Source organism: Micromonospora cathayae, from assembly GCF_028993575.1.
In the GTDB taxonomy this organism is placed as follows: Bacteria; Actinomycetota; Actinomycetes; order Mycobacteriales; family Micromonosporaceae; genus Micromonospora; species Micromonospora cathayae.
In genome coordinates, this window is the sequence record NZ_CP118615.1 from 6,378,657 (window position 1) to 6,390,361 (window position 11,705).

At 71.6% G+C, this 11,705-nt stretch carries 10 protein-coding genes and 1 tRNA gene; 4 read left to right on the forward strand and 7 right to left on the reverse strand.

What is annotated here, in order from left to right; all coding sequences use genetic code 11:
* Positions 1 to 47 precede the first annotated feature (47 nt).
* The 5 genes from PVK37_RS28015 to PVK37_RS28035 form a co-directional block, all read right to left on the reverse strand.
* On the reverse strand, positions 48 to 1,136 hold the full coding sequence (locus PVK37_RS28015) for a branched-chain amino acid ABC transporter permease (protein ID WP_423791116.1): 1,089 nt from the start codon (positions 1,134 to 1,136) through the stop codon (positions 48 to 50).
* A gap of 50 nt (positions 1,137 to 1,186) precedes the next feature.
* A complete protein-coding gene (locus PVK37_RS28020; protein ID WP_275030824.1) occupies positions 1,187 to 2,128 on the reverse strand; it encodes a branched-chain amino acid ABC transporter permease in 942 nt (313 codons plus the stop codon).
* A 64-nt stretch (positions 2,129 to 2,192) separates the two neighbouring features.
* A complete protein-coding gene (locus PVK37_RS28025) occupies positions 2,193 to 3,350 on the reverse strand; it encodes a branched-chain amino acid ABC transporter substrate-binding protein (protein ID WP_275030825.1) in 1,158 nt (385 codons plus the stop codon).
* Between the two features lie 230 nt (positions 3,351 to 3,580).
* On the reverse strand, positions 3,581 to 4,831 hold the full coding sequence (locus PVK37_RS28030) for a hypothetical protein (RefSeq protein WP_275030826.1): 1,251 nt from the start codon (positions 4,829 to 4,831) through the stop codon (positions 3,581 to 3,583).
* Between the two features lie 55 nt (positions 4,832 to 4,886).
* Complete coding sequence (locus PVK37_RS28035) at positions 4,887 to 5,507, reverse strand: ANTAR domain-containing response regulator (RefSeq protein WP_275030827.1); 621 nt, start codon at positions 5,505 to 5,507, stop codon at positions 4,887 to 4,889.
* Positions 5,508 to 5,590: 83 nt separating this feature from the next.
* Here PVK37_RS28035 and PVK37_RS28040 point away from each other — a divergent pair.
* A tRNA-Leu gene (locus PVK37_RS28040) sits at positions 5,591 to 5,673 on the forward strand.
* Positions 5,674 to 5,705: 32 nt separating this feature from the next.
* Complete coding sequence (locus PVK37_RS28045; protein ID WP_275030828.1) at positions 5,706 to 6,455, forward strand: terminase gpP N-terminus-related DNA-binding protein; 750 nt, start codon at positions 5,706 to 5,708, stop codon at positions 6,453 to 6,455.
* Between the two features lie 52 nt (positions 6,456 to 6,507).
* On the opposite strand, the gene PVK37_RS28050 is transcribed toward PVK37_RS28045, so the two are convergent.
* Positions 6,508 to 7,683, reverse strand: coding sequence for a trans-sulfuration enzyme family protein (locus PVK37_RS28050; protein ID WP_275030829.1), 1,176 nt, complete (start codon positions 7,681 to 7,683; stop codon positions 6,508 to 6,510).
* 83 nt (positions 7,684 to 7,766) lie between these two features.
* Here PVK37_RS28050 and PVK37_RS28055 point away from each other — a divergent pair, with 83 nt between their 5' ends.
* Together PVK37_RS28055 and PVK37_RS28060 are read left to right on the forward strand one after the other, a co-directional pair.
* Positions 7,767 to 8,246, forward strand: coding sequence for an Lrp/AsnC family transcriptional regulator (locus tag PVK37_RS28055; protein WP_275030830.1), 480 nt, complete (start codon positions 7,767 to 7,769; stop codon positions 8,244 to 8,246).
* Between the two features lie 33 nt (positions 8,247 to 8,279).
* On the forward strand, positions 8,280 to 9,302 hold the full coding sequence (locus PVK37_RS28060; RefSeq protein ID WP_275030831.1) for an LLM class flavin-dependent oxidoreductase: 1,023 nt from the start codon (positions 8,280 to 8,282) through the stop codon (positions 9,300 to 9,302).
* A gap of 131 nt (positions 9,303 to 9,433) precedes the next feature.
* Here PVK37_RS28060 and PVK37_RS28065 read toward each other — a convergent pair whose 3' ends face one another.
* Positions 9,434 to 11,701, reverse strand: coding sequence for a rhamnogalacturonan lyase family protein (locus PVK37_RS28065; RefSeq protein WP_423791117.1), 2,268 nt, complete (start codon positions 11,699 to 11,701; stop codon positions 9,434 to 9,436).
* Positions 11,702 to 11,705 lie beyond the last annotated feature (4 nt).

Consider the following 11,705-nt stretch of genomic DNA (forward strand, 5'->3'; position numbering starts at 1 on the left):
CGGTGGCGGCCTCGGCCGCCAGCCGGTCGTCGGGGACCGCCTTCTCCTCAGACACTGGCCGGCACCTCCTCGGCACGGTCCTTCAACTCGCGGGCCCGTCGTCTGCTCGGGATCAGACCCTGCGGACGCAGCAGCATCACCAGCACCAGCGCCAGACCGAAGACCAGGAACCGCCACTCGGCGAAGTCCCGGAACCGCTCCGGCAGGTACGCCAGCAGGAACGCGCCGAGCGCCACGCCGGCCATGTTGCCGGCCCCGCCGACCACCACCATCGCCACGAACAGGATGGAGAGCTGGGCGTTGAACTGGTTCGGCTCGATGAAGCCCTGCCGGCTGGCGAACAGGAACCCGGAGATGCCGCCCAGCGCCGCGCCGATGGCGAACGCCCACAGCTTGTACTTGAACGGGTACACGCCCATCACCGCGGCGGCGTCCTCGTCCTCGCGGACCGCCAGCCAGGCCCGGCCGACCCGGCTGTTCTCCAGCCGGCGTACCGCGAAGACCAGCACCAGCACCACGGTCAACGCCAGCCAGTACCACGGCTTCGCGTCGATCAGGCCGAACACGTCGTTGTCCGCCGACGGCGCGCCCTGCGGGCCGGGGATCGCCGCCACGCCCTGCGGGCCACCGGACCACTCCACGTTCCGGACCACGATCCGGATGATCTCGCCGAAGCCGAGCGTGACGATGGCCAGGTAGTCACCGCGCAGCCGCAGCGTCGGCCAGCCGAGCAGCACCCCGGAGATCATCGTCAGGGCGATGGCCAGCGGGATGCAGATCGCCCAGGCGACCGCCCAGCCCTCCGGCATGTCGAAGCGCTCCTGGAGCGCCTTGACCACCGGCGACTGGGTGGAACCGAACAGCGCCACGCTGTACGCCCCGACCGCGAAGAAGCCGACGTAGCCCAGGTCGAGCAGACCGGCCAGGCCGATCACCACGTTCAGGCCGATCGCGATCAGCACGTACACCGCGCAGACGAACAGCACGCCGGCCCAGTTGTTGCCGCCGTTGACGTCGGTACGCAGCCAGGTCAGCCCGGGGATGCCGAGCAGCGGCAGGTAGTAGAGGAACGCCACGAACGCGGCGAAGGCCAGCATCCGCTGCCACTTCGGCAGCGCCCGGAACCGCTCACCGATGCTGCCGGTGGCGTCCCGCAGGCCGTCCAGCGGCCCCTTCCTCGTCGTCGTCATGCGCGGGCCCTCCCCAGCGACTCGCCGAGCAGACCGGTCGGACGGAACAGCAGCACGACCACCAGCACCACGAAGGCCGCCACGTCCTCCCAGCTCGACTTGGTCAGGGTCGCCGCGTAGACCTCGACGACACCGAGCAGCAGCCCGCCGAGCAGCGCGCCGCGGATGTTGCCGATGCCGCCGAGCACGGCGGCGGTGAACGCCTTCAGGCCCAGGATGAAGCCGACGTTGAACCGGGTGTTGCCGTACCGCAGCGCGTACAGCAGCGCCGCCGCGCCGGCCAGCAGACCGCCGAGCAGGAAGATCAGCGCGATCACCCGGTCCTTGTTGACGCCCATCAGCGCCGCGGTGTCCGGGTTCTGCGCCACCGCCCGCACCCCCCGGCCGTACCGGGTGCGGTTGATGAAGACGTCCAGCCCGGCCATCATGACCAGCGCGGCGACCACCGTGATCAGCTGGGTGTTGGTGATGTCGGTGCCGGCGACGGTGAAGAGCACCTCGCGCTCCAGGATCGTCGGCATGCCGACCACCAGCCGGCCCTGCCAGAGACCGAACGCCTCGGACATCACCAGCGACAGGCCGATCGCGGTGATCAGGAAGATCAGCGGTGGGGCGTTCATCCGGCGCAGCCGGCGGTACGCCACCCGTTCCACCACCACGGCGGTCAGCCCGGACGCCGCGGCGGCGGCCAGCAGACCGACCGTGAGCAGCAGCAACATGGTGCCCAGCGGCGGCGAGTCGGTCGCGCCCAGCAGGCTCCACACCCCGACCACGGTGAAGGTACCCACCATGAAGACCTCGGCGTGGGCGAAGTTGATCAGCCTCAGGACGCCGTAGACCAGCGTGTAGCCCAGCGCGACGAGGGCGTAGATCGAGCCCTTCGCCAAACCGTCCACCGTGTGCTGGCCCAGGTGCCCGAAGAGTTCATCGAAATTCACGATTGCTCCCTTTGCACCGAGAGCGGCCGGGGGCTCGTGGCCCCCGGCCGCACCCAAATGAGGCTCAGCTGAGCTTGATCTCCTGCTGCGCGGTGATCTGGCCGCCCTTGATCTCGTACGCCCAGATCACGACCTTGGACTTGTCGACGTCACCGGTCTCGTCGAACTTGATGTACTTCGAGACGCCCTGCTTGTCGTAGGCGTCCACCCACTCCAGCAGTTCCTTACGGGTGGTCTTGCCGGCGGCGTAGCCCTCCAGCAGCACCATCGCGCCGTCGTAGCCCTCGGCGCCGTAGGAGCCCGGCGCCTGGCCGTACTCCTTCTCGTAGTCGGCGGAGAAGGTGCCACCGGCCTCGGCGGCCGGCAGGCACGGGCAGGTCACGATCGCACCCTCGGCGCCGGCACCGGCACCCGAGGCGAAGCCGGGGTCGTAGAGGCCGTCGAAGCCGAGGAACTTCGCGGTCACGCCGGAGGCACGCATCTGCTTCACCAGCGGGGCGGCCTCGTTGGTGTAACCGCCGTAGGTGATCGCGTCCGCACCCGAAGACTTGATCTTCGAGATGGTGGCGTCGAAGTTGGTCTGGTCGGTCTGGACCTTGTCCTCGCCGACGACCTTCGCGCCCAGGCCCTTCTTGACCTCGGCGATGATGCCCGCACCGTACGGCTGGCCGTCGTCGATCACGAAGACCTTGCTCGGCTTGACCACGTTGTTCAGGTAGGTCACGGCCGCCGCGCCCTGGGTGGCGTCGTTGCCGACCACCCGGTGGAACGACTTGTTGCCGGCGGTGGTCAGCTCGGCGGCGGTCGCCGACGGGCTCACCATGACCATCTCGGCGGCCTCGTAGATCGGCATGGTGGCCTTGGTCTCGCCGGAGAAGTGCCCGCCGATCACCGAGGTGAACGACTGGTCCTGCGCGACCTGGTTCGCGACCGGGGTGGCCTGGGTCGGGTCACCGGTGGTGTCGAACTCCTTGAGCTCGACCTTGCAGTCCGGGTTCTTCTCGTTGTGCTGCTTCACGGCCAGCTTCGCGCCGTTCAGCGACGGCAGCACCAGACCGGCGTTCGGGCCGGTGAAGGCACCGAAGATAGCGATCTTGCCGCCGCACTTGCCGTCGCCACCGCCGGCCTCGCTGTCGCTGCCGGCGTCCTGGCAGCCGGCGGACGCGAACAACGCCGCCGCCAGACCGACGGCGCCCAGCGCCCGTACATAGTTACGCCTCACGGCTTCCTGACCTCCTCCAGATGCAGGCACGGCGTCCCGGAGGGGCCACGATCACGCCCGGCAGCACTGCCACTCCCCGGTGAGGATCCGCACACCTGCGTTACGGCTCGTGATGGCGGAGCGTACTGGAGCCGTAATCCGTCCCGGAAGGCCTGAAAGCCAGGCTTGCCAAAACGTTACGAACAAAAGCGTCGATGATCCTCCGGCCGTCACACGTGGGAAACCACGAATCAGTCCCCCGGAAGGGAGGCGAGAAATACCCGACCGGCGCTTGCGTCGTCCACCACCAGCAACAGCCGCTCCCCCGACGCCGCCAGCGCCACCGACCGCTCCGCCCCGGCCGGCATCGACACCGGCACCTCCACCGACCGCCACGAGTCGCCCCGGTCGGTCGACGCCCACAGCGCGTGCCCGCCGCCGTCCACCGTCACCGCGACCAGCCGACCCGCCACCACCGTCAGCCCCCGGATCCCCGGCACCCCGTCCACCCGGGCCGTCCCGAACCCCCCGGCCACCCGCCACCCGCCGGCTTCCGCGTCGCCACCGGCCGTCGGGGTGCCGCTGGTCGCCGGGCCGCCGCCGGCTGCCGGAGATCCGTCGGCCGGGGCCGCGTCCGCGCGCCAGGTGCCGAAGGCCCGACCCCGCAGCCCCACCGCCACCGGTACGCCGTCCAGCAGCACCACCCGCTGCAACTCGTCGTACTCCGGCCCACCCGGCACCGGCACCCGCTGCCAGGCCACCCCGTCGGCCGACGTCCAGGCCAGCGGATCCCGGTCGGTCCGACCCGCCGGCACCAGGCCACCCACCATCAGCCACCGGCCGTCGTGCCCGACGGCGTCGAAACCCCACGTCTCGCCGCGGGCGTCCGAGGCCAGTTCCGGCGCGCCCTCGACGATGGTGAACCGGTTCGAGTCCGGCGACACCCAGCTCGCCGCGCCACCCGTCCGGTTCCCCGTGATCAACCAACCGGGCGGGCCGGCCACCATCCGGGCCACGTTCACCGCCCGGGGACCACCGAACAACTCGAACGGGGCGGTCACCTCGGCCAGCGAACCGTCCGGCAACTGCCGCCAGCTACTGGTGCGGGGATTGGCGTGCGCGCCACCGCGCTTCGACCCCAGTAGCGCCACCCGGCCGTCCCGGCAGGCCACCGAGTACAGCACGTGCTGCTTGCCGTAGTACGACTTCGGCAGCATCGCGATGGACGTCCAGGTCGTCCCGTCGGCGCTGGTCCAGGCCGCCGGGCGGGTCGCGCCGGCGGCGTCGGCCACCCCACCCAGCACGTACCACCGGTCGGCGCAGGCCGCCGCGTCGCGGACCAGCAACCGGCCCGGCGGCCCCGGTGGGGCGGGCAGCGTCACCGGCTGCCAGGCGGGCGTGATCGGCGGCGGCGCAGCCGCGTCCGGGTCGGCAGCTGGCTCGCAGGCGGTGGACAGCACGGCGACCAGAGCGAGCAGCGCCACCGCGCGCCGGGAAGACATGGACGGAATGCTATCCAGCTCCCGCCCGGAAATGTGACCCCCGGCACAGCCAAGATCAGGAGGCGGGCTGCTCCACCTCGCCGCCGGCGGTCTCGGCCAGGATCCGCTCGGCGACCTCCTTCATGGTCATCCGGTGGTCCATCGCGGTCCGCTGGATCCACTTGAACGCCTGCGGCTCGGTCATCCCGTAGGTGGTCATCAGCGCGCCCTTGGCCCGCTCCACCGTCTTGCGGATCTCCAGCCGGTCGGTGAGGCTGGCGACCTCCGCCTCCAGCGCGGCGACCTCGGAGTACCGGGAGAGGGCGATCTCCACCGCCGGGACCAGGTCGCTCTTCTGGAAGGGCTTCACCAGGTACGCCATCGCGCCGGCCGCCCGCGCCCGCTCCACCAGGTCCCGCTGGCTGAACGCGGTCAGGATGATCACCGGGGCGATCCGCGCGCCGGCGATCCGCTCGGCGGCGGCCAACCCGTCCATGATCGGCATCTTGATGTCGAGGATGACCAGGTCGGGCTTGAGCTCCTCGGCCAGCCGAACGGCGGTCTCACCGTCACCGGCCTCGCCGACCACCTCGTAGCCCTCCTCGACGAGCATCTCGGCCAGATCGAGCCGGATCAGCGCCTCGTCCTCCGCGATCAGTACGCGCCTGCGCTCGGCATCCGTCTGCGTCTCGGCCACCAGCCCTACTCCCACCGTCGATCATCAAACCGCTGCCACCCATGTTCCCGCAGAAGCCTAGTCCGGTACAGTTGGACCCACCCGCCGGGATGGTGGAACGGCATACACGGAAGTCTCAAACACTTCTGCCCGAAAGGGCTTGCGGGTTCGAATCCCGCTCCCGGCACTTCTGTCATACACCCGTTCGATACTGACCGGGTGCACCCACCCGAGGTTCGGGCCCGCGCCCGCACGCTCTACCTGTCCGGCGCGACGGTGGCGGAAGCAGCGCGCGCGGTCGGCCTCCCCTACGGCACCGTCCGGCACTGGTGCGTGGACAGACCGGTCCCCAGGCAGCAGAGCACCGCATTGCGGTGCTTCCGCTGTCGGCCGGGCCTCGAGCAACCGTCAGCTCCGGCTGCCTACGCCTACCTCCTCGGCCTGTACCTCGGCGACGGCCACCTCGTCACCAACACGCGCATACCCGTACTGCGCATCTACTGCGCGAACGCGTGGCCCGGTCTGATCGACGCCTGCGAGACGGCGATGCTGGACGTCCTGGCCGCCAACGTCCAGCGGGTCCGTGACGTGGGTTGCGTCAAGGTACAGAGCTATGGCATGCACTGGCCGTGCCTGTTGCCGCAGCACGGGCCCGGCAAGAAGCACAATCGGCCGATCATCCTCGCCGACTGGCAGCGCAGGATCGTCGGTGCGCACCCCGGGGACTTCGTCCGCGGTCTCATCCACTCCGACGGATGCCGGGTCGCCAATCGGGTGACCACCAGGGGCAAGGCGTACGTCTATCCGCGGTACATGTTCACCAACGAGTCGGCCGACATCATGGGCCTGTGCCAGTGGGCGCTCGACCTGCTCGACATCCCCTGGCGGATGAACCGCCGTAACTCGTTGTCCGTCGCGCGCCGGGAGGCGGTCGCCGCCCTCGACCGGCACGTCGGCCCGAAGTCCTGACGGTCCGTGCCGGCCGCCGCACGAGGTCGTCAGGCCGTCGTACGCCCGGGGGTCAGATGGTGTCGAGCGCTTGGGCGAGGTCGGCGCGCAGGTCGTCGGGGTCCTCCAGGCCGACGGAGACGCGCAGCAGGCCGGGGGCCGGTTTGGCCTCCCCCGCGACGGGCCGGTGGGTGAGCGAGGCCGGGTGCTGGATGAGGGTGTCGACGCCACCGAGCGAGACGGCGTGGGTGATCAGCTGGCAGGCTGCGGCGACGGTGGCGGCGGCGGGCGCTCCGCCGCGTACCTCGAAGGCGAGCAGGCTGCCGGTGCCGCGCAGTTGCCGGCCGACGAGCCCGGCGGGGTCGTCGAGGCTGGGGTGGTGGACGCGCGCGACGGCGGGGTGGCCGGTGAGCCAGGCGGCGAGTTTCTCCGCGCCGGCCTGTTGGGCGCGGACCCGCAGCGGGAGGGTCTGTAGGCCGCGGTGCAGCAGGTACGCGCCGAGCGGGTGGAGGATCGCGCCGGTGAGGGCGCGGACCTGGCGCAGTCGGGTGGCCCACCCGGCGTCGCAGGCGACGACGCCGGCGAGGACGTCGCCGTGCCCGCCGATGCTCTTGGTGGCGCTGTGCAGGACGAGGGTGGCGCCGTGCCGGGCGGGTTGCTGGAGGACCGGGGTGGCGACGGTGTTGTCGACGAGCAGCGGCACGTCGCCGCAGGCGGCGGCGAGGGCGTCGAGGTCGACCAGGTCGAGGGTGGGGTTGGCGGGGGTCTCCACGACGACCAGGGCGGTGTCGGGGCGGACGGCGGTGGCGACCTGGTGGGGGTGGGCCCAGGTGACGGTGGTGCCGAGCAGTCCGGTGGCGAGGACGTGGTCGGTGCCGCCGTAGAGGGGGCGGACGGCGACGACGTGCCGGTTCCCGTCGCGGGTGGCGGCGAGTAGGCAGGCGGTGAGGGCGGCCATGCCGCTGGCGAAGGCGACCGCGTCGGTGGTTTCTTCGAGGTGGGCGAGGGCGGTCTCGAAGCGGGCCACGGTGGGGTTCCAGAGCCGCTGGTAGACGGCGTTGCCGCCGGCCGGGAGGGGGTTGCCGGTGGCGAGGGTCTCGTACGCGTCGCCGCCGTCGCCGACCGAGGGCAGCGGGTTGGTGGTGGACAGGTCGATGGGTGGCACGTGGACGCCCAGGCCGGCGAGGTCGTCGCGGCCGGCGTGCACGGCCCGGGTGTCGAGGGCGGTCATGGCGGAAGCGTCGAACATAGCGATGTGACGGGGCAAGGCTTCCGTAGAAGATTCTACGTGTCTGCTTTGGCTTCGACGGATGTTCGGTAGATCATGGGTGGATGCCAGTCGGATCGAATGTTGTACGGCCGTTCGCCGCCCTGGACGACACCGATCGCGCCATCCTCGCCGTGTTGGCGGGTGACGGGCGGATCCCGAACAACGCGCTCGCCGAACGGGTGGGGGTGGCCCCGTCGACCTGCCTGTCCCGGGTGCGGGCGTTGCGGGAGTGCGGGGCGATCCGGGGTTTCCACGCGGACGTGGATCCGGCGGCGGTGGGTCTGCCGTTGCAGGCGCTGGTGTCGGTGCGGTTGACCGCGCACGAGCGGGCGGCGGTGGACGCGTTCCGGGCCCGGTCGGCGCGGTTGCCGGGGGTGGTGTCGGTGTTCCACGTGGCGGGCGCGGACGACTACGTGCTGCACGTGCGGGCGGCGTCGGGCGACGCGCTGCGGGACTTCGTACTGGACCATCTGGCGGTGGATCCGGTGGTGCAGCACACCCAGACCAGTCTGATCTTCGAGCAGGTGCGGGGTACGGGTTGACGGCGGCGGGGAAGAATCCGGGCACGTGCCGGGTTGGCACTGCGTGTGATCGACGTACCGTTGTCTGTTCTTGATCTTGCTCCGGTCGCGGCGGGGGCGTCCGCCGGGGCGGCGCTGCGACACACCACCGAGCTGGCCCGGCGGACGGAGGAACTGGGCTACCACCGGTTCTGGGTGGCCGAACACCACAACATGCCGGCGATCGCCTCGTCGGCGCCGGCGGTGCTGATCGCCCACCTGGCGGCGCACACCTCGACGATCCGGTTGGGGTCCGGCGGGGTGATGCTGCCGAACCACGCGCCGCTGGTGGTGGCCGAGCAGTTCGGCACCCTGGAGGCGTTGCACCCGGGCCGGATCGACCTGGGCATCGGGCGGGCGCCCGGCACCGACCAGGTGACCGCGCTGGCGTTACGCCGGACCGTGGAGGGGCTGTCGGCGGAGGGGTTCCCCCGGGAGCTGGCGGACCTGATGAACTACTTCAGCGGGGACCGGCCGGGGCCCATCGTGGCGACGCCGGGGCGGGGTGAGCGGCCGGCGATCTGGCTGCTCGGGTCGAGCGGGTTCAGCGCGCAACTGGCCGGGACGCTGGGTCTGCCGTTCTCGTTCGCGCACCACTTCAGCGCGGCGAACACCGAGCCGGCGCTGGCGCTGTACCGGCGCAGCTTCCGGCCGTCGCAGTGGTTGGAGCGGCCGTACGCGATGGTGGCGGTGAACACCGTCTGCGCGGAGACCGACGAGCGGGCGCGGTGGCTGGCCGGGCCGGCCGGGCTGTCGTTCCTGAAGCTGCGCTCGGGTCGGCCGGAGCCGCTGGTCAGCCCGGAGGAGGCGGCGGCGTACCCGTACACGGCGATGGAGCGGGAGTTCGTGGCGTCACGCGGGGACGGCCAGGCGATGGGCTCACCGGAGACGGTCCGCCGGCAGTTGACCGAGCTGCTGGCCCGTACCGGCGCGGACGAGCTGATGCTGACCGCGATGGTGTACGACGTGGCGGACCGGGTCCGGTCGTTCGAGCTGGTCGCGGAGCAGGTGGCAGGCGGGCTGCGCCGGACGGACTGACACCGGGCGGACCGAAGGCGCACGGACCGAAGGCGGGGCGGACTGACACCGGGCGGGCCGACGCCGGGCGGACCGAAGGCGGGGCGCCGGGGTGTGCGGGGGCACCGGGAGGGTGCCCCCGCACACCAGGGTCAGCGCAGGTAGATGTTCGGGGTGGGTGGGGTGGACATGCCGTCGCCGAGGAAGAAGCCCGGGTGCGGCGGCTGGTTGTAGGCGGTGTTCTGCCAGGCGATGGCGGTGCGGTACTGCGGGTCGTGCATCAGGGTGTGGATGCGGGTGGTGGTCGGGGTGGGTGTGCTGTAGATGCGCAGCCGGCTGTTGTCGCTGGTCCGCCAGATCACCTCTTCCCGCCAGTCGCCGAGGATGTCGGCGGAGAGCGCCGGGGTGGACTTGGTGCCGTTGTTCGAGGCGACGTCGCTGCCGGTGAGCAGCCGGGTGTCGCCGCCGGTGCCGTACTTGTCGATCCGGGTGCCGTCGAGGAGTTCCCGGACCGGGTCGCCGTCCCACCAGGCGAGGAAGTTCGTCGAGGACGGCTTGCGGCCGACGTTCTGGCCGCGGGTGTTGGCGAGCCCGGACACCGCCGACGACCAGGATTCCGCGCCGGGGCTGCCGGCCCAGATGTCGCCGGAGACGCCCCGGCCGTTGTCGCCGCCGGACGGGGTGGACCAGAGGATCTGGCCGGTGCGGGCGTCGGCGAACCAGGAGCTGGGCTTGCTGCCGTCCTCGCTGACCTTGAAGTACTCCAGGCCGGGGCGGGACGGGTCGAGGTCGCCGACGTGCCCGGCGTCGCCGTGGCCGTACCCGGTGGACCAGAGCAGCCGGCCGTTGTCGTCGACGGTGGCCGCGCCGTAGACGATCTCGTCCCGGCCGTCGGCGTCCACGTCGGCGATGGAGAGGCTGTGGTTGCCCTGCCCGGCGGCGGCTCCGTTGCCGGAGGCGTTGGAGTCGAACGTCCACCGCTTGGTGAGGGTGCCGTTGCGGAAGTCCCAGGCGGCGACGACGGCGCGGGTGTAGTAGCCCCGGGCCATGATCAGTGATGGGCGCTGGCCGTCGAGGTAGGCGGTGCCGGCGAGGAACCGGTCGACCCGGTTGCCGTAGCTGTCGCCCCAGGAGGAGACGGTGCCGCGCGGCGGGTCGTAGGTGACGGTGGAGAGGGCGACACCGGTCCGGCCGTCGAACATGGTCAGGTACTCGGGGCCGGCGAGGACGTAGCCGCTGGAGTTGCGGTGGTCGGCGGACGACGAGCCGATCACCTGGCCGGTGCCGGAGCGGGTGCCGTCGGCGGTCTTCATGGCGACCTCGGCGTCCCCGTCGCCGTCGTAGTCGTACACCTGGAACTGGGTGTAGTGGGCGCCGGCCCGGATGTTGCGGCCCAGGTCGACGCGCCACAGCCGGCTGCCGGTGAGGGTGTACGCGTCGATGTACACGTTGCCGGTGTAGCCGGACTGTGAGTTGTCCTTGGCGTTGGACGGGTCCCACTTGAGCACGATCTCGTAGTCGCCGTCGCCGTCGAGGTCACCGACGGAGGCGTCGTTCGCGGCGTACGTGTACGCCTCGCCGCCGGGGGTGGTGCCGCCGGCGGGCGGCTGGATCGGTACGTCGAGGTACCCGTTGCCGAACTGGAGGGCGGGCGCGGACGCGGCCTGCTCGGTGCCGTTCACCACGGCCCGCACGGTGTACGCGGACCCGGCGGCGGCACCGGCGTCGAGCCAGCTGGTGGCCCCGGTGATCGGGGTGCTGTTGACCCGGGTGGTGCCCCGGTACAGGTTGAACGACACCCCGGTGGTCTCGGTGCCGAGCAGCCGCCAGGAGACGTGGTTGCCGGTGCCGGAGCGGACGCTGACCAGCCCCCGGTCGAGGTTCTCCAGCTGCTTGGCCCCGGCGGGCGGGGTGGTCGGCGGTGGCGTCGTGGGTGGTGGGGTGGTCGGCGGCGGCGTGGTCGTGGGCGGTGGGGTGCTCGGCGGCGGGGCGGTGGTGGGGGTGGTGGCGCCGGTGCAGGTGGTGCCGTTGAGCGTGAAGCTCGCCGGCGGCGGGTTGCTGGTGTCGTTCCACGAGGCGTTGAAGCCGAAGTTCGCGGTGCCGCCGGTGCCGACCACCGCGTTGTAGCCGACGTCGCGGGCGGTGACCTGCGCGCCGGACTGGGTGACGGTGGCGTTCCAGGCCTGGCCGACCTGCTGGCCGGCGGCGAAGGACCAGGCGAGGGTCCAGCCGTCGACCGGGTCGCCGAGGTTGGTGACGGTGACGTCGGCGCCGAAGCCGCCGCCCCACTGGTTGGTGATCCGGTAGTCCACCCGACAGCCCGCAGCGGCGGCCGAGGCGGTCACGGCGGTCAGGGTGCCGGCGGTCAGGGTGGCCGCCGCAACGGCGGCGAGCAGAAGGGTACGACGGTGTGGTGTGATGAAG

Excerpts from the sequence above, each read along its gene's own strand:
- PVK37_RS28050 (WP_275030829.1), bottom strand. The coding sequence starts at position 7,683 with ATGTTCGACGCTTCCGCCATGACCGCCCTCGACACCCGGGCCGTGCAC.
- PVK37_RS28030 (WP_275030826.1), bottom strand. The coding sequence starts at position 4,831 with ATGTCTTCCCGGCGCGCGGTGGCGCTGCTCGCTCTGGTCGCCGTGCTG.
- PVK37_RS28055 (WP_275030830.1), top strand. The coding sequence starts at position 7,767 with ATGCCAGTCGGATCGAATGTTGTACGGCCGTTCGCCGCCCTGGACGAC.